Annotated in this window: 18 protein-coding genes; 15 read left to right on the forward strand and 3 right to left on the reverse strand. The window is 39.9% G+C overall.

The features are described 5' to 3' along the window. Window positions 1-27: 27 nt before the first annotated feature. From larB to larE, 3 genes are read left to right on the forward strand one after another with little or no spacing between them, the layout of a single operon-like run. Window positions 28-771 (forward strand): nickel pincer cofactor biosynthesis protein LarB, encoded by a 744-nt coding sequence (larB, locus tag RZO55_RS06765; protein ID WP_318063520.1) that lies wholly within the window; start codon window positions 28-30, stop codon window positions 769-771. Next, window positions 772-1,992, forward strand: a complete 1,221-nt coding sequence (gene larC / locus RZO55_RS06770; protein ID WP_318063521.1) for a nickel pincer cofactor biosynthesis protein LarC — start codon at window positions 772-774, stop codon at window positions 1,990-1,992. Between the two features lie 6 nt (window positions 1,993-1,998). Then, window positions 1,999-2,835, forward strand: a complete 837-nt coding sequence (larE, locus tag RZO55_RS06775) for an ATP-dependent sacrificial sulfur transferase LarE (protein ID WP_318063522.1) — start codon at window positions 1,999-2,001, stop codon at window positions 2,833-2,835. 37 nt (window positions 2,836-2,872) lie between these two features. Here larE and RZO55_RS06780 read toward each other — a convergent pair whose 3' ends face one another. The 3 genes from RZO55_RS06780 to RZO55_RS06790 all read right to left on the reverse strand — a co-directional run bounded on the left by RZO55_RS06780 (window position 2,873) and on the right by RZO55_RS06790 (window position 5,786). Then, window positions 2,873-3,790 carry a ketopantoate reductase family protein gene (locus RZO55_RS06780; RefSeq protein WP_318063523.1) on the reverse strand — a complete coding sequence of 306 codons (918 nt, stop codon included), beginning with the start codon at window positions 3,788-3,790 and terminating at the stop codon, window positions 2,873-2,875. A gap of 123 nt (window positions 3,791-3,913) precedes the next feature. Continuing rightward, entirely contained in the window at window positions 3,914-4,852 is a 939-nt protein-coding gene (locus RZO55_RS06785) for an FAD:protein FMN transferase (RefSeq protein ID WP_318063524.1), read from the reverse strand. A 1-nt stretch (window position 4,853) separates the two neighbouring features. Continuing rightward, window positions 4,854-5,786 carry a LysR family transcriptional regulator gene (locus RZO55_RS06790; protein ID WP_318063525.1) on the reverse strand — a complete coding sequence of 311 codons (933 nt, stop codon included), beginning with the start codon at window positions 5,784-5,786 and terminating at the stop codon, window positions 4,854-4,856. Between the two features lie 170 nt (window positions 5,787-5,956). Between RZO55_RS06790 and RZO55_RS06795 the strand changes: the two genes are divergently transcribed. The 12 genes from RZO55_RS06795 to RZO55_RS06850 all read left to right on the forward strand — a co-directional run bounded on the left by RZO55_RS06795 (window position 5,957) and on the right by RZO55_RS06850 (window position 16,496). Next, window positions 5,957-6,556, forward strand: a complete 600-nt coding sequence (locus RZO55_RS06795) for an NADPH-dependent FMN reductase (protein WP_318063526.1) — start codon at window positions 5,957-5,959, stop codon at window positions 6,554-6,556. 14 nt (window positions 6,557-6,570) lie between these two features. Continuing rightward, the gene (locus tag RZO55_RS06800) at window positions 6,571-8,991 is read left to right on the forward strand and encodes a flavocytochrome c (RefSeq protein WP_318063527.1); all 2,421 of its coding nucleotides are present in this window, start codon (window positions 6,571-6,573) and stop codon (window positions 8,989-8,991) included. A 222-nt stretch (window positions 8,992-9,213) separates the two neighbouring features. Then, window positions 9,214-9,768, forward strand: coding sequence for an RNA polymerase sigma factor (locus RZO55_RS06805; protein ID WP_318063528.1), 555 nt, complete (start codon window positions 9,214-9,216; stop codon window positions 9,766-9,768). Further along, entirely contained in the window at window positions 9,758-10,462 is a 705-nt protein-coding gene (locus tag RZO55_RS06810; RefSeq protein WP_318063529.1) for a DUF4367 domain-containing protein, read from the forward strand. Before RZO55_RS06805 ends, RZO55_RS06810 begins: the two co-directional genes overlap by 11 nt. Window positions 10,463-10,552: 90 nt before the next feature. Then, complete coding sequence (locus RZO55_RS06815) at window positions 10,553-11,002, forward strand: hypothetical protein (RefSeq protein WP_318063530.1); 450 nt, start codon at window positions 10,553-10,555, stop codon at window positions 11,000-11,002. 8 nt (window positions 11,003-11,010) lie between these two features. Next, on the forward strand, window positions 11,011-11,214 hold the full coding sequence (locus RZO55_RS06820) for a hypothetical protein (RefSeq protein ID WP_318063531.1): 204 nt from the start codon (window positions 11,011-11,013) through the stop codon (window positions 11,212-11,214). A gap of 212 nt (window positions 11,215-11,426) precedes the next feature. Beyond that, window positions 11,427-12,332, forward strand: coding sequence for a tyrosine-type recombinase/integrase (locus RZO55_RS06825; RefSeq protein ID WP_318063532.1), 906 nt, complete (start codon window positions 11,427-11,429; stop codon window positions 12,330-12,332). Window positions 12,333-12,633: 301 nt separating this feature from the next. Further along, window positions 12,634-13,371: a CpsB/CapC family capsule biosynthesis tyrosine phosphatase gene (locus RZO55_RS06830; RefSeq protein ID WP_318063533.1), complete on the forward strand. Its 738-nt coding sequence runs from the start codon at window positions 12,634-12,636 to the stop codon at window positions 13,369-13,371. Continuing rightward, window positions 13,358-14,143: a YveK family protein gene (locus tag RZO55_RS06835; RefSeq protein ID WP_318063534.1), complete on the forward strand. Its 786-nt coding sequence runs from the start codon at window positions 13,358-13,360 to the stop codon at window positions 14,141-14,143. Before RZO55_RS06830 ends, RZO55_RS06835 begins: the two co-directional genes overlap by 14 nt. Then, window positions 14,097-14,798 carry a CpsD/CapB family tyrosine-protein kinase gene (locus tag RZO55_RS06840; protein WP_318063535.1) on the forward strand — a complete coding sequence of 234 codons (702 nt, stop codon included), beginning with the start codon at window positions 14,097-14,099 and terminating at the stop codon, window positions 14,796-14,798. Before RZO55_RS06835 ends, RZO55_RS06840 begins: the two co-directional genes overlap by 47 nt. A 29-nt stretch (window positions 14,799-14,827) precedes the next feature. After that, window positions 14,828-15,073: a hypothetical protein gene (locus RZO55_RS06845; protein ID WP_318063536.1), complete on the forward strand. Its 246-nt coding sequence runs from the start codon at window positions 14,828-14,830 to the stop codon at window positions 15,071-15,073. After that, the gene (locus RZO55_RS06850) at window positions 15,063-16,496 is read left to right on the forward strand and encodes a sugar transferase (RefSeq protein WP_318063537.1); all 1,434 of its coding nucleotides are present in this window, start codon (window positions 15,063-15,065) and stop codon (window positions 16,494-16,496) included. Before RZO55_RS06845 ends, RZO55_RS06850 begins: the two co-directional genes overlap by 11 nt. Window positions 16,497-16,504 lie beyond the last annotated feature (8 nt).

Raw genomic sequence — 16,504 nt, forward strand, 5'->3', positions numbered from 1 at the left:
GGGTGCAGCAGAGGAAAGGTGAGAGGGATGGACATTAAAGAAATGCTTAACCTGGTTAGAACCGGTGAGATGGGGGTAGATGAGGCACAGAAGATCTTAAAGGACCTTCCCTATGAAGATTTGGGATATGCCAAACTGGATCATCACCGGGCACTTCGCTCAGGCTTTGGGGAAACTGTCTTCTGCCAGGGAAAACCAGATGAATATCTGGTGGAAATATATAGAAAATTTTTTGAGCGTGATGGGGAAGTATTTGGAACCAGGGCTACGAAAGAGCAGTTTGAACTGGTAAAGGCTGTTGTACCGGAAGTTACCTATGATTCCATTTCAAGGATTCTGAAAGTGGAGAAAAAGGATAAATTAAGGAAGGGATGTGTGGCAGTCTGCACGGGAGGAACTGCAGACATACCCGTTGCGGAAGAAGCAGCCCAGACTGCAGAGTACTTCGGATCGTTTGTGGACCGGATTTATGATGTTGGTGTGGCAGGCATTCACCGTCTGCTTTCTAACCGGGACCGGATCGGACAGGCCAGTTGTATCATAGCGGTAGCAGGGATGGAAGGCGCTCTTGGAACGGTAATTGCAGGAATGGCGGACTGCCCGGTGATTGCGGTGCCTACATCGATAGGATACGGAGCCAGCTTTCACGGCTTGTCAGCATTATTAACCATGCTCAACTCCTGTGCTAATGGTATTTCTGTTGTAAATATTGATAATGGTTATGGAGCGGGATACATTGCAACACAGATTAATCGACTGGCGGTAAGATAAATGAAAAAAATACTATATTTAGAATGTAATTCAGGAATCAGCGGTGATATGACGGTGGGAGCTCTTCTGGACCTGGGAGCCGATAAAGAGGTCCTGGTTAAAACGCTGGAGAGTCTTAAATTAAGTGGATATCATCTTCATTTTGGAAGAACTAAAAAGTGCGGATTGGATGCTTATGATTTTGATGTTCATCTGGAAACAGATGCGGTGCATAACCACAGCCATGAGCATGAGCATAGCCATGAGCACAGCCACGGGCATACTCACGAGCATCGGAACATTGCAGACATCTATGAGATCATAGACCGGCTGGAAGCCAGTGAGCGGGTAAAGGCGATGGCAAGACAGATGTTCGATATTGTAGCAGAGGCGGAGGCAAAAGCACATGGTATTCCTTTGAATGAAGTACATTTCCATGAGGTTGGAGCGATTGACTCGATTATTGATATTATCAGCACGGCTGTCTGCGTAGATAATCTGGGAGTGGATAAAATCATTGTTTCCCCTCTGGCAGAGGGATCCGGAAGCATCCGGTGTCAGCATGGAGTTATTCCGGTTCCTGTTCCCGCTACAGTCAATATCGCATCTGCACACGGTTTAAAACTGCGTATGACGGACAATGACGGAGAGATGGTCACGCCAACTGGTGCGGCGATTGCGGCGGCCTTAAAGACAGATGACGAGCTTCCGTCCTCCTGCCGGATTTTAAAGACTGGCATGGGAGCAGGGAAAAAGGAATTTAAACAGGCCAATGTCCTGCGTGCCATGATTCTTACTGAAGAAGAAACGTCAGCAGGAGATGAGATGTGGGTTCTGGAATCCAACATTGATGACAGCACAGGTGAAGCGCTTGGGCTTGCTATGGAGTCTCTGCTTGATGCAGGCGCTGCAGATGTGTGGTATACCCCCATCTTTATGAAAAAGAACCGGCCTGCCTATATGCTTTCGGTTATTTGTAAAAAAAACCAGATAGATTTTATGGAAGAGATCCTTTTTATTCAGACAACGACCATAGGCATCAGAAGATATGCTGTTGAGAGAACGGTTCTCTCTCGTGAAAAAAGAACGGTTATGACACAGTGGGGAGAAGCAGAGGTAAAAGTCTGTCAATATAAAGACAGGGAATTCTGCTATCCGGAATATGAAAGTGTGAAAAACCTCTGCAAAAAGAGCGGACTGGACTACCAGACTGTTTACCGTATTCTTCAAAAGGAGGGATAAGATCACATGGATGAAAATTTGCAGAATCTCAAATCAAAACTTGAGCAGGCTATGAAGGAATATGCCAGAGAGGACATCTGTCTTGCATTTTCCGGCGGGGTTGATTCCAGTCTATTGCTGAAGGCAGCAGCGGAGGCGGTGAAAATAACAGGAAAAAAAGTATATGCTGTTACATTTGACAGCAGACTGCATCCCTCCTGTGATCTGGAGATCGCTTCTGAAGTAGCAAAAGAGCTGGGGGGCATTCACGAAATAATTACTGTAGATGAACTGGAACAGGAGGAAATCCGTTTCAATCCTGTGGACAGATGTTATTTATGCAAGAAAAAGCTGTTTCAGAGTCTGAAGGAGTTTGCGGGAGAAAGAGCGATTCCTGTTATTATGGATGGGACCAATGAGGATGATATGCATGTGTACCGCCCGGGGATCAGGGCGTTAAAAGAACTGGGTATCATTAGTCTTCTGGCAGAGCTTCATATTACGAAAGCGCAGGTCAAGGCGCTGGCAGGGGAATATGGAATCTCTGTTGCAAAACGGCCATCAGCTCCCTGCATGGCGACCAGGCTGCCGTATAATACGGAAATAGATTACGATATCTTAAGCAGAATCGGTGAAGGGGAGGAATTTCTCCGCTCCCGTTTCAGGGGAAATGTGCGGCTGCGGCTTCATAAGGATATTTTGCGGATTGAAGTGGATCAGGATTCGTTTGAAAGTGTTTTAAAAGACAGGGAGATTGTGATATCTTACTTAAAAAAGCTGGGATTTGCATATATTACTCTGGATTTAGAAGGGTTCCGGTCTGGAAGCATGGACCTGGGGATTGAAGAAACCGGGATTCAATAAGAAATGCGCGGCTGACTGGCCGCGCATTCCTTATTGATCAATAGGATGCTTCCAATTCTTTTATCTTTTCATAAAGCATGTCATTAACAGGGACGGAAAGACCATGTTTGGCAGCGAGTCTGCGTATTGTGCCTGAGAACATCTCAACCTCCGATGGCCTGCGGGCGATGCCATCCTGGCGCATGGAGGGAACGCCTTCGGGTGAAAGAGTTTTTAAGAGTTCTATGTAAGATTCCAGGTCGCTTTCCGCAAGGTTAATGCCTTCCTTTTGTGAAAGTGAAATTACTTCTCTCATGGCTCCGATTAACGTGTCATAAATCCTGCCCGGAGTGAGGGCCTGGGCATAATTGGCCTCATATGCCAAGCAGGTCTGATTAATTCCCACGTTTAACATGAATTTTCCCCAAAGCCGTTTTAGAATATCGTTTTCGGTACGATAGGCGATACCGGCAGAATCAAAATATCTGGTTAAGGCTCTCAGACGATGTTCCTGACCCTTTATTCTGGTTCCAAGACACAATTCTCCTGATCGTGTATAGGTTAAATTAGAATCAAATTTCATGGCATCCATACCCTGGGCGATACAATAGAGCACTTTTTCATCTCCGAAGTGATTACCTGCGATAGCTTCGCTGTCAATTCCGTTCATAACTGAAATAATTGTGGTATCAGGACCGACAGCGTGCTTCATCGTTTCAAGAGCTGAAGGCAGAGTGCTGTATTTGACTGCTATAATTATGAGATCTGCAGGATCTGCGTCTACAGGAGCTTTTATCGGAAAGGACCAGGGAATTCCGTTAATTGTAAAAGTCATTTTTTTATAGCGTTCGATTCGTTTCTGGTCTGCAAGGAAGTATACAGCATCAGATCCCAATACAGAACTGATCTGACTTGCATAGAGCATTCCCAGCGCGCCCATTCCTATGATGGCAGTCGTTTTTATTTGATGGTCCATTAATTGTCCTCCGATTTCTGAACTTATAAATTCTGCTATTAATCTATATCCTATCACAAATTTACAACATATGGAATATTGAAAAACGGAACAGTAATAAATACCACCTTATTCTTTGAAATATTACTTTAATACTGGATGAATTCTCCCTATAAGATTATCTGTACAGGCCAGTTTTCCATCCACAGTGATTACAACCGCACCCAGATCATTCATTGTGTTAACTTTACGGATTATTGATGCAGCATCTAATCCAAAAAATTTAGTCGTATAGATATCGCAGTCCAGCGACCGGTCAGCTATCACTGTTAAAGATGCGATGTTATTATCGATGGGTAAGCCTGTCCGGCTGTTAAAGATGTGGTGGTATTTGCTGCCTTCTTTTTCAAGTACTCTCTCATAGATTCCTGATGTTACAACGGATTGGTCTCTTATGCTCACAAGTGCCGCCACGTTGCCTCTGGGCAAAAACGGATTTTGTATTCCGACTTTCCAGCCGCCGCCTTCGGAAGGGGATTCTCCATAAACCAAAACATTGCCTCCCATATCCACCATAGCGGAGACAGCTCCGTTATCTTTAAAGAATTCCATCACTTTATCAGCAAAATACCCCTTCGCTATTGCTCCAAGATCTATCTCCATGCCACTTTTTAAGAGATATACAGTTTTATTATCGTCGTCCAGCTGTATATTTTCAGGTTTTAAAAGCGCAAGAACGTTCTCGATTGCTTCTTTTTCCGGTATGTGTGCCTCATCAAATCCGATTCTCCATAACTTGATTAAGGGACCTATTGCGATATTTAAATAGGAATTTTCGCTTAGACTATGAGCTTTTCCTATTTTTATCAGTTCATACAGCTCTTCATCTACCTGTTGCGGAGCAATTGCAGCCGATTTTTTTAATGAGGCCAGCTGTGAGTGATCACTGTTAGCACTAAAAATTTCATTATAACGAATCAGCATGGCTTCTGCCTTGTCTGCAAGAATTTGGGCACCTTCCGTCTTTAAATAGAGGGAGATCTTTGTCCCCATAAGATATATAATTTTTGTATACTCAGTCATTTCAGTCTCCTGTATCATTTTCTGCATGTGTTAGGAAAGCATCTAATAAGTCATTATCAATACCGGTCAGTGTTCGTTCATTGTGATATGCTATAAAATAATCTAAACTCAACTCATCAATGGGAATTGGGTATATATTATACTCAGAGGGGCATTCTTTCAGATAGACGCTTTCTGGTATAATGGTCAGTCCCATATTGCTCGTGGAAAGCTTAAGTATAGTATTTATCTCTGTGCTTTCCATTATGATGTTGGGTTCCACCTTATAAATGTTTAATAATTGGTCGATCTGTTTTCTGATAGCAGAGCCTTTGGAAGTCAGCACCAGCTTTTGACATAATATTTTACTTATATCGATGGAACCTTCTTGTATAATGGAGGAATCTTTCTGATAAAGATCGCAGCACCGGGGGATCACTGCCCGGTATCTGTGTCTGCCCCAGCTCACTGAGTTTAAATTTGGTGAGATATTCCTGGAATTTTGTCCAATCCAAAAATCCAATTCATTATTTTGAGTGAGTCTCTCACATTTTTCAGGTAAAACTTCTGTAAGTTCGATTCTGCAGTTTGGATGCTTATCCAGAAAATCTGGTAAAAAAAGAGGTAAAAGGTAGGTGCCAAGGCTGGGCAGAACGCCTATCTTTATGACCGTCCGATCGATATCTGATACATCGGATATATCTCGAAGCAGCTTTGCGTAGTTATTTTCTAATGAAGTTAAATATTGATAATAGATCTTCCCCTGCTCGGTTAACCGGTATGGCAGCTTGCTGCGGGTAATCAGTTCGCAGTTTAACTGGCTTTCCACCCGTTTAATGACCTGGGTCAGATAGGGTTGAGAGATATAAAGAGATTTAGCAGCCTTGCCATAATTGCTGTATTTTAAAATGGCATCAATATAATACAGAATCTCCTGAGAGCCGATTTTTGACATTTCATTCCTTCCTTTGAAATATGATAAACTTTAAGGTCTGTTTTTGATTATAACAAATTTGTTATTAAACTTCAATAAATTACTATTAGATAATGTGTACATAATATGTTAAAGTTATATCAAACACATAAATTAACTGTGAAAGCTTAATGTACAGGAAGGAGATTACTATGAAATATTTAGCAATCGTAGGCACGAATTCTGATGTGTCAACTAATCGTATGCTGCTTCAGTTTATGCAAAAGCATTTTGCTGGCGAGGCAGAAATAGAACTATATGAAATTAAGGATTTACCTGCTTTTATGGAGCCTGAGGATTCAGAAGTTCCGGAAAAGGTAGCAGAGTTATCTGATAAAATATTGAAAGCTGATGGAGTAATTATGGCAACCCCAGAGTATGATCATGCCATACCTGCTGTTTTAAAGAGCGCTCTTGAATGGATTAGTTACACAACTCAGGCACTTACGGATAAGCCTGTTTTAATCGTAGGAGCATCTCATGGTACCCTTGGCTCTTCCAGAGCACAGGCACATCTACGACAGATACTTGATTCCCCTGAGCTTGCTGCCAGAATTATGCCAAGCAGTGAGTTCCTTTTAGGAAAATCGCAGGGTGCATTCGATAATGGAGGTAATCTCATTTATACAGATAAGCTTTCAGAACTTGATGAAATTTTCAGGGAGTTTGTTCTGTTTACAGATATCACAGTGAAACTTTTGGAAAAGAAAACTCTTAGTAAAAAAGAGAAAAAATACACCTGGCAAGAGTAGGAGGATTATTAACAATGAAATTTATAGCAATTGTTGGAACCAATGCAAAAAAATCTTATAATCGTAAACTCCTTCAGTTTATGAAAAAACATTTTGAATCAAAAGCAGATATTGAAATACTTGAGATTACAGATGTTCCCATGTTTAACCAATCCGATAATCAGTCCTACGGTGAAGTGATACAGATGTTTAATGATAAGATTACAGAGAGTGACGGTGTTATTATGGCAACTCCTGAATACAATCATTCCATCCCCTCTGGACTGAAAAGCCTGATTGAGTGGCTGAGCTTTGATCTTCATCCCCTTGCAGGAAAACCGGTAATGATCGTTGGCGCATCTTTAGGAACCCAGGGTTCCTCCCGTGCCCAGCTGCATCTTCGTCAGATTCTGGATGCACCCGGAGTGGATGCCAGCGTTATGCCTGGATATGAATTCTTACTGGGAAGTGCAAGCAAGGCATTTGATGACGCCGGTAACTTAAAGAATGAGGGAACCATTGATTTCCTGGATATCTGCTTCCTGCGCTTTATGCGTTTTGCTAAAATTGCAAATCAGCTTAATGAGGAAGAGGAGTTTAGCTTTACACCAGGTGAATATGAAGTAAATGCTATCGGTCACAGCGGAAATCTTCCAATGAAGGTATCCTTTAGTGAAAAACGTATCGAAAGCATAAATATAGATACAAAGGGCGAAACAGAAGGAATTGCAGATGTTGTATTTGTAAGAATCCCGGATAAAATCATTGAAGGACAGACTCTGAATGTAGATGCGCTTTCTGGTGCATCAGAAACCAGCAATGGCGTTATCGATGGTGTTGCCAAAGCAGTGAAGCTTGCCGGAGTCAACCCTGATATTCTTAAGAGACGTCCAAAACCTGCCAGCAGCCGAAACAGACAGGACGAAGAGTATACCTGTGATGTAGTAGTTGTAGGCGGAGGCGGAGCAGGACTCAGTGCGGCTGCAACTGCATTGCAGAACGGTTCCAGCGTTATTGTTCTCGAAAAATATCCGGCAGTAGGTGGAAATACCATACGTTCCGGTGGTCCTGTCAATGCGGCAGATCCTGAGTGGCAGAGGCAGTTTGATGAAAATCCAGGAGAGAGACATACTATTGAGTCATTGCTGGATACTGATGAGAGCCAGATTCACCCAGAATATTTAGATGATTTCCGTGCACTTAAAAAAGAGTTTTCTGATTACCAGAAAGAATTCGGCACTGGAAAAGGTCATTTATTTGATTCCCCCCTTCTTCACAGAATGCAGACTTATTTCGGTGGAAAACGAACTGACTTAAACGGCAGCACCATCTATGGGCAGTACGATCTGGTCAAAATTCTGACAGACAGAGCCTTAGAAAGTGTAAAATGGCTGGAAGAGATCGGTGTTGAGTATGATAAGAGCATCGTATTTGCACCGGTTGGTGCTCTTTGGCGCCGCGGTCATAAACCGGTTAAAAGCTATGGTACCGCATTTATCCTTTCTCTTAAAAAATATGTTGAGGAGAAATCAGGAAAGATTATTACTGACAGTCCTGTTAAAGAATTTATCATCGAGGATGGTGAGATTGCAGGAGTGATAGCAACTGGTGTCAACGGCCAGAAGATCACAGTTCGTGCTAAAGCAGTTGTACTTGCAAGCGGCGGGTTTGGTGCTAATACAAAGATGTTAAAAGAATATAACACCTATTGGAGTTATATTGACGATAATATCAGAACCACCAATTCCTTCGCCATGACAGGAGATGGAATCCAGCTTGGTAAAACAGTAGGAGCAGCGCTGACTGGTATGGGATTCACTCAGATGATGCCTGTTGCCGATCCGGATACGGGAGAACTGTTCAGTGGAGTTCAGGTACCACCGGAAAACTTTGTAATTGTTAACAAAGAAGGCAGACGTTTTGTAAATGAATTCTCAGGCCGTGATGTTTTAACAAAAGCTGCCATTGATCAGGGTGGCTTATTCTACCTGATAGCAGATGATGAGATTAAGAAAACTGCAGCCAATACAAGTCAGGAAAAGTTAGATCGTCAGGTGGAAGCAGGTACCTTATTTAGAGCCGATACCTTAGAAGAACTGGCGGTAAAAGTTGGTATGGAGCCAGCCGTACTTTTAGATACCATTAATAAATATAATTCCTATGTAGATGCTGGATTTGATCCGGAGTTCCATAAGGATACATTCAGCCTGAAAGTAGAGAAAGCTCCGTTCTATGCAACCCCCAGGAAGCCAGCCGTTCATCATACCATGGGTGGACTTAAGATCGATGCAAACGCCCATGTATTAGACGAAAATGGCCTGCCAATTAAACATCTTTATGCTGCAGGAGAAGTAGCTGGAGGTATCCATGCAGGTAACCGTCTTGGCGGTAATGCATTAACGGATATCTTTACCTTTGGACGGATTGCCGGTAAAACTGCTGTTGATGAAATGTAATAGATTAAATTAAATATGTAAGTAATCAAAGAGCACGATAACTCGCATAAATGAAACTGCGGTTATCGGCTCTTTTTTTGATAACAACTAATTCATTAAGGTCTAAAATTACAGCCTCAGGTCCGGTTTGATTTTGGGTATGGTTGGAAAATAGAAAGTATAGTATAATTTACTTCATATATCAGATCTAATACATGGTTACATGCCAAGGAGGAAAAAACGTTGCTTGCTTTCATAATGACGCTTGAAAATGAACGAGATCGGGATAAAGTAACCGAAATTTATGAACTTTACAGTGGAACAATGCTTTACATAGCCAACACCATCTTAAATGAAGTGCATCTTGCAGAAGATGCGGTATCAGAAGCATTTATAAAAATAATTGATAATCTGGAAAAAATTAATATAGTAGACTGTTACCAAACCAGGGGATTCGTCGTTATTATAGTGAGAAACGTTGCGATTGATATGCTCCGAAAACAAAAGAAGAAACAAATAGTACCATTGGAAGAAGATGATTATGGATTAAGTTATGAAGATCCAGCTTTTGATAACTTTTCAGTTAAGGAAGCCTGTGATAAAATAAAATGCTGTATTAGTAATCTTAAAAAAAGTTATTCGGATATTTTATATCTGAAAATAGAATTTGATTGTTCATTTGATGAAATAAGCAAAATACTGGGTATCAGTACGGAGAATGCTAAAATGCGCCTTAGCAGGGCACGTAAAGCTCTGAAGAAGGAATTGAAAAAGGAGGGAGTTTACAGTGACCAGTGAAAATAGAAATAAAGAATTGTTTGATTCGCTGCTAAAAGCAGCCATATCTGATGCGCTGAGAGATGAAATGGATGCATTGCCCTCCAATAAAGAATTAAATGAGGAATTTCCAACGTCCGTGGAGTTGGACAAACGGATAGAAAAGTTAATATCTAAACACAAGATGAAATCTAAAATAAGGTCTTTCATTAAAAGTAACCATAAAACAGCAGCATGCTTTATTGTAATTATTGTTCTGTCGTCTGCCACACTGCTCAGCGTTGAAGCAACCAGAAATGTAATACTGAATGCTTTTGTTAATCAGTTTGGAAAATATACACAAATCCAGTATGAGGATTCTAAAGATGACGAACAGCAAATGGATATTTTCAGGCCATCATATTTGCCGGAAGGCTATAAAAAAATATCAGAGGAACTTTATGGAAATTCTGCTTTGCTGGTATATTCCGATGAATCAGAGACAGAGATTGTATTAAAGCAGAGAAAGGCGGAAGATGGAACGGCATTGATTGACAATGAAAATACAAATTATACAGAAGTCGATATTTCTGGTAATACAGCATATTTATTTAAAACAGTAAAGGATGACAATTATAATGTTCTTCTCTGGAAATCACGGGATGTTGTTTTTGAACTGACATCTAAAATAAATAGTGATGAATTAATCCGCATTGGCAGGAGTATGGAAAAATAATTGAATTATTTTTCAAAAAAGTGTTATCATTTTTAAACTATGACGTTTATATAATAGAGGGTATTATTTTAAAAAAAAAGGAGGAAGATTATGTTTGTAAAATTGAAAAAAAGTACCTTTATTATGTGTCTCGTCATGTCCTGTTTCCTGATGGGAAAGGATGCGTTAGCCTCAACCCAATATTCCTATGTGCCGGTTAACACTTTAGGTCAACCGTCAATCCAGTGGGCCAACACTTCTTCTATTGATATCAACCTTTCTTTTTCTGGAAGCAAGGCTATTTGCGGCGCCTGTGTACAAGGCTGGTCAGATGTGAAGAATATAACGGGCACCGCGGTATTGTCAAGAAAAAATTCTAACGGATCCTACACCACTGTAAAGACGTGGAAAAACTTAAACGTAGCGGGTAACAGACTGATCTTTGATGGCAGATATTACGTGTCAAGAGGTTATACTTATCGGCTGACTATTACTGCTACGGTATATCGGAATGGAGTTGGTGAGACAGTATCCGGTTATTTTGAAAATTATGCGAAATAATAAATTAAATGAAAAAAATAATATTAAAAATAATTGATTATCTGGGGTATGTATTAATTTTTGCATCAATAATAATTGGAACAAAAGTATCAACACATGCTACATGGATAAACGTTATCAGATCAGAATTTTGGAATATGATTTTTGTTCTGGTTGTTATAATAGTTGCAGAAGTTATAATAAAAATTGTAAAAGATAAAAAAAGAAGGTAGAGTAATAAAGGCTTCTTTTTGGGATTGAATTAGATAAATAATTCATTTCAGAAGGGAGCTTTTTCTATGGTAATTGCAAAGAATAGAAAATATTTATATTTTATTAATGGTGAGTTTATGAAATGTTTATAGGGAAAAGTGTTATCAATTTATGTCTGATTCGTTTATATAGTATAGATTAAAATAATTTTAATACAAACTAAGGAGAAGACATGGAGAGAATATTGACATTAGAACTTATGAAACAGTATGAAGATTATTTATATGAAGAAGAGAAGGCAAAATTAACAATAGAGAAATACAAAAGGGATCTAAAGAAGTTTTATAATTTCTTATCAGGAGATAAAGTGATTGAGAAAAGAATGGTAATTGAATATAAGGAATACTTAAAAAATAATTATCAGGTATCAAGTGCGAATTCTATGATCGTTGCTTTAAATCGTTTTTTGGAATATGCCGGATGGTTTGAGTGCAGAGTTCGTCAGTTTAAAGTTCAAAAGACATTATTTTGTAAAAAGGAGACATGTCTGACGAAAAAAGAATATGAAAATCTGATCGTAACTGCAAAAGAATCAGGGGATATTCAGCTGAGTCTTTTGATGCAGACCATATGCAGTACTGGGATAAGAGTCAGTGAACTGCAGTTTATTACTGTGCAATCATTAAAAACAGGATATGCACAGATTAACAATAAAGGTAAAGTAAGGGTTATATTCATACCCAAACAGCTTATTAAATTATTGAAAACTTATTGTGTTTCACAGAAAATAGAAGCTGGTCCTATATTTGTTTCTAAAACAAATTCTCCGATTAATCGTACGATTATCTGGAAAAAAATGAAAGGTCTCTGTCATAAGGCAAATGTGGATGAGAAAAAAGTATTTCCTCATAATCTGCGTCACTTATTTGCCTTTGTTTTTTATCGCCTGGAAAAGAATTTATTACGTCTGGCGGAAGTTCTTGGCCATTCCAGCATTGAAACCACCCGCATTTACACGGCAACAACAGGGGAAGAACATCAGAAACTTATATCAAAGCTGGGATTAGTATATGATTACAGTAAAAATGAAGATCATAATGTAAATTATGTTTACAATAGTGAGGTAATACCGAATTAAATTATCACTACATTCATAATATAATACATATTCTGATAAATTACAAGAGAGAACTTAGAATTTTTTATAAAAATTGGTAGATAATGGTATAAAATCGTAATCAAAACCAGGTATGGTATTAGCCAAGGCATGAAAATCTAAATTCATGCTTTTTTATTACCCTAAAAACATACCATTTTCTCCCAATATGGAAAAATTTACTCTGTTTAAGTAACATAATTTACATTATGTTACTTAAATAGAGTTTTTTTGTAACTAAAACCGGCGCTGATTATTAACTGTAACAGTAAGGAGTGATGAGATGCAGGAAATCATTGATATTCATGCGCATGTTCTTCCCGGACTAGATGATGGGGCTGCCGATATGGAAGAGGCGAAGGCCATGCTTAAGATGGCTTATAGCCAGGGGATACGAAAGATTATAGTTACTCCTCATTATAAAAGGGGTCAAGATCCAAAACAGATTATGGAATTAAGCAGAAGACTGCAGTGGGAAGCCCGTAAAATAGATAAATGTTTCAATTTATATCTGGGACAGGAAATTCTGTATTGTGAAGATATCCTGCAGGATCTGAAAGAAAGAAGGGCGCTTACCATGTGCGGGAGTCATTATGTATTGATCGAGTTTCCACCTTTGGTTCCCTACTCCAGAATGTTCCAGAGCCTTCGGAAAATAATATTAGCCCGTTATATTCCCATACTTGCCCATATGGAGCGTTACACTTGCCTGCGCGAGAAAGGAAGGGTGAAAGAGCTGATCAATTCCGGATGTATCATGCAGATGAATTACTGCAGTATTGCCGGAAGCCGTTTTAAAAGACAGGTACGCTGGTGCAGGCTTCAGATACAGGAGGGGAATATACATATGCTGGGAACTGATATGCATCACATGAATGAAAGGACACCTGAGATAGAGAAAGCATTGGTATGGATTAAAAAAAACTGCAGTCTGGAAATGTATCAAAATCTGACAGGCAATTACGCCCTGAATATACTGACAAAAAAGAATAATAACAGGAGTAGAAATGAGAACAAATAACATGGATGATAACCAGGAAATTCAAATTGATTTATTGGAATTGTTTTACAAATTAAAGGGAAAGCTGTGGCTGATTCTTCTTATAACCTTCTTATCTGGCATTGGTGCAGGAGCTTACAGCAGATATGTTTTAACGCCCCAATATACATCTACAGCTATGCTTTATGTCCTTTCAAAGGAATCTTCAATGACTTCACTGGCTGATTTACAGGTTGGCACCCAGCTGACAAAGGACTATAAAATCATGATAACCAGCCGTCCGGTCATGGAAGAGGTAGTAAATTCACTGGGACTTGACATGTCTTATAAAGATTTAAAGAAAAAAATCAGTGTAGCCAATCCGACAGACACCCGTATACTGACACTGGCAGTCCAGGATAAGGACCCAGAACAGGCAAAAAAAATCGTAGACGAGATTGCAACGACTGCATCAGATTATATTGGTGACATGATGGAAATGGTGCAGCCTAAAATTTTTGAAGAAGGAGAAGTACCATCGGTCAAGACAGGACCTGATAACAAAAAAAATGCCATGATTGGGGCTGCGGCCGGTATGTTCTTTGTTTTAGCGGTTCTGACAGCCGGAGTACTAATAGATGATACCATTCGCACCGAAGAGGATGTGGAGCGTTATCTGGGGCTGACAGTACTTGCTGCTGTTCCCAACCGGGAAGGTTCTGCTGACAAAAAAACAAAAAAATTCTGGAAGAAGGGGATTGGTAAACATGAGAAATTCAGTAAAGCTGGAAAATCTAAAGAAAGGAAATTATAACTTTGAGGAAGCGATTAAGACGTTAAGAACCAATATCCAATTTTGCGGCAGTAATATAAAGGTCATTATGCTGGAAAGTGCATTTCCAAATGAAGGGAAATCCAGTATGACTTTTTCCCTGGCATCTTCTCTTGCTCAAATTGGTAAGAATGTTCTTTTAATTGATGCAGATATCAGAAAATCGGTTATGGTTTCCAGATATCAGCTTGATAAGGAGGTGAATGGATTATCTCAATTTCTCAGTGGACAGAAAAATAAAGAAGAGATTATATATGAAACAAATTTGAAAAACTTAAATATTATATTTTCCGGACCTTATTCTCCTAATCCGGCAGAGCTTTTGGAGGAACCCATGTTTGCTCTGCTGATTGAGGCGGCAAGAGCAGAATATGACTATATTATCATTGACACACCTCCCATGATGAATTTAATTGACGGAGCAATCATCGCCAACCACTGTGACGGTGCAGTACTTGTTATTGAAAGCGGAAAGGTCAGCTACCGAGTGGAACAGAAGATAAAAAATCAGTTGGAGAAAAGCGGATGCCGTATGCTTGGAGTGATTTTGAATAATGTCGATATGGAGAGCGGCAGGTACTATGGAAAATACAAAAAGTACGGAAAATATGAGGATGAACACCAGGAGAATGAATAATAACGCGATTGATTAAGGAGGGTGAGCTTATGGGCAGAAAGATCAGATACTGGATCATGGCAGCGGCGGTTATAGGAGTAATGGCCTGGTCAGCAGTTCAGATTTACAGCAAAATAAAGCCTCAGCAGATATTGGTTCAGTCTGAGTACCACTGGGATATTCTTGCATATGAAGTTCTTCTTATCATTGGAAGTTATGCACTGCTGATTTTGTGGGGGAAAGGAAAGTCAGTAAACGGAACAAGGAAGATGGGACGGTGGACACATGCTGAGTAAAAACCGGATGTTTTATGTATTCATAGATTTTGCAGCCATTGTATGTTCCTACGTTCTGGCAATGCTTGCAAAATTTGCTTCCCTGCAGTCAGCAGAATTTATAATCGGGCGCTGGTATGGTGCAGTTCCTGTAACCTTTGCATATTTAACTGTGGTCATGTTTTACCAGTATGGTAAGCCTCTCATGGAACGTTCCCTGTGGAATGAACTTAAAAATATATTTCTGGTCAATATGTACATAGCCCTTGTACTGGCGTTCATCTTGTATCTTTCAAAGCTGGGGGGGCGGTCTTCAAGGGCTTTTTATCTGTTATTTTTCTTCTTCAATTATTTTTGCATGGTTCTTGGAAGACTGTACTGTAAATATTTACTGATCTCCCATTACCATAAGCCGGAAAACCGAAAAAAGCTGCTGGTTTATGCCAATAGAAGCAATGAATTAAAGGTGATGAATCATTATGTAAATTCAATGCCATATGACTGCGATGTGGTGGCTGTAGCAATTGTGGAGGCTGACCAGAACTCAGAAGAAGCAAAGACAAAGCTCTATCTGGTGAAAAAGGATGAGAATGGAATTTATATGGATATCAGCTCGGACAGTGTTGCAGAGTATTTAAAAAAGCAGGTAGTGGATGAAGCTTTGATTAGTATACCGGAGAACAGCAGGACGTACTTAAACAATTTAATCTGCCGTCTTGAAACACTTGGAATTGTAGCCCATGTAACTGTAAATACATTTGGTCTCAGTGAAAGAGAGAAGGTGATTGATAATTTTGGAGGAGAACGGGTCCTTACCTATTGTACCAGGGCGTTTGAACCAACGGAATTATTTCTGAAACGTTTTGTGGATATCCTGGGTGGAGTAACCGGAATGCTTTTTACAGTAATTTTGGGGATTTTCGTTGCGCCTGCTATCTATATGGAATCGCCTGGTCCGGTCATATTTAAGCAGACCAGGGTAGGGAGAAACGGAAGGCTCTTTTCAATTTATAAGTTCCGTTCCATGTATATGGATGCAGAAGAAAGAAAAAAGGAGCTGATGAGCAAAAACCAGATGAATGGTCTCATGTTCAAACTAAAAGATGACCCAAGGATTACAAAGGTAGGTAAGTTTATCAGAAAAACCAGCATTGATGAGTTTCCCCAGTTTTTTAACGTTCTGAAAGGAGATATGAGCCTGGTGGGGACCAGACCGCCCACCATGGATGAATTTGTGAAGTATGAGGAGCACCATAAACGCAGGCTGAGCCTGAAGCCGGGAATTACCGGCTTGTGGCAGGTGACCGGCAGAAGCGATATTCAGGATTTTGAAGAGGTAGTAAGACTGGATTTAAACTATATTGATCACTGGTCCATCTGGTCAGATTTACGGATTCTGAGTCAGACCGTAATCGTAGTTTTGCTTCACAGGGGAGCTGAATAAATGGAAGG

The organism is Clostridium boliviensis, from assembly GCF_033342255.1.
GTDB lineage: Bacteria > Bacillota > Clostridia > Lachnospirales > Lachnospiraceae > Lacrimispora > Lacrimispora boliviensis.

Excerpts from the sequence above, each read along its gene's own strand:
- larB (WP_318063520.1), top strand. The coding sequence starts at position 28 with ATGGACATTAAAGAAATGCTTAACCTGGTTAGAACCGGTGAGATGGGG.
- larC (WP_318063521.1), top strand. The coding sequence starts at position 772 with ATGAAAAAAATACTATATTTAGAATGTAATTCAGGAATCAGCGGTGAT.
- larE (WP_318063522.1), top strand. The coding sequence starts at position 1,999 with ATGGATGAAAATTTGCAGAATCTCAAATCAAAACTTGAGCAGGCTATG.
- RZO55_RS06780 (WP_318063523.1), bottom strand. The coding sequence starts at position 3,790 with ATGGACCATCAAATAAAAACGACTGCCATCATAGGAATGGGCGCGCTG.
- RZO55_RS06785 (WP_318063524.1), bottom strand. The coding sequence starts at position 4,852 with ATGACTGAGTATACAAAAATTATATATCTTATGGGGACAAAGATCTCC.
- RZO55_RS06790 (WP_318063525.1), bottom strand. The coding sequence starts at position 5,786 with ATGTCAAAAATCGGCTCTCAGGAGATTCTGTATTATATTGATGCCATT.
- RZO55_RS06795 (WP_318063526.1), top strand. The coding sequence starts at position 5,957 with ATGAAATATTTAGCAATCGTAGGCACGAATTCTGATGTGTCAACTAAT.
- RZO55_RS06800 (WP_318063527.1), top strand. The coding sequence starts at position 6,571 with ATGAAATTTATAGCAATTGTTGGAACCAATGCAAAAAAATCTTATAAT.
- RZO55_RS06815 (WP_318063530.1), top strand. The coding sequence starts at position 10,553 with ATGTTTGTAAAATTGAAAAAAAGTACCTTTATTATGTGTCTCGTCATG.
- RZO55_RS06820 (WP_318063531.1), top strand. The coding sequence starts at position 11,011 with ATGAAAAAAATAATATTAAAAATAATTGATTATCTGGGGTATGTATTA.
- RZO55_RS06825 (WP_318063532.1), top strand. The coding sequence starts at position 11,427 with ATGGAGAGAATATTGACATTAGAACTTATGAAACAGTATGAAGATTAT.
- RZO55_RS06830 (WP_318063533.1), top strand. The coding sequence starts at position 12,634 with ATGCAGGAAATCATTGATATTCATGCGCATGTTCTTCCCGGACTAGAT.
- RZO55_RS06835 (WP_318063534.1), top strand. The coding sequence starts at position 13,358 with ATGAGAACAAATAACATGGATGATAACCAGGAAATTCAAATTGATTTA.
- RZO55_RS06840 (WP_318063535.1), top strand. The coding sequence starts at position 14,097 with ATGAGAAATTCAGTAAAGCTGGAAAATCTAAAGAAAGGAAATTATAAC.
- RZO55_RS06845 (WP_318063536.1), top strand. The coding sequence starts at position 14,828 with ATGGGCAGAAAGATCAGATACTGGATCATGGCAGCGGCGGTTATAGGA.
- RZO55_RS06850 (WP_318063537.1), top strand. The coding sequence starts at position 15,063 with ATGCTGAGTAAAAACCGGATGTTTTATGTATTCATAGATTTTGCAGCC.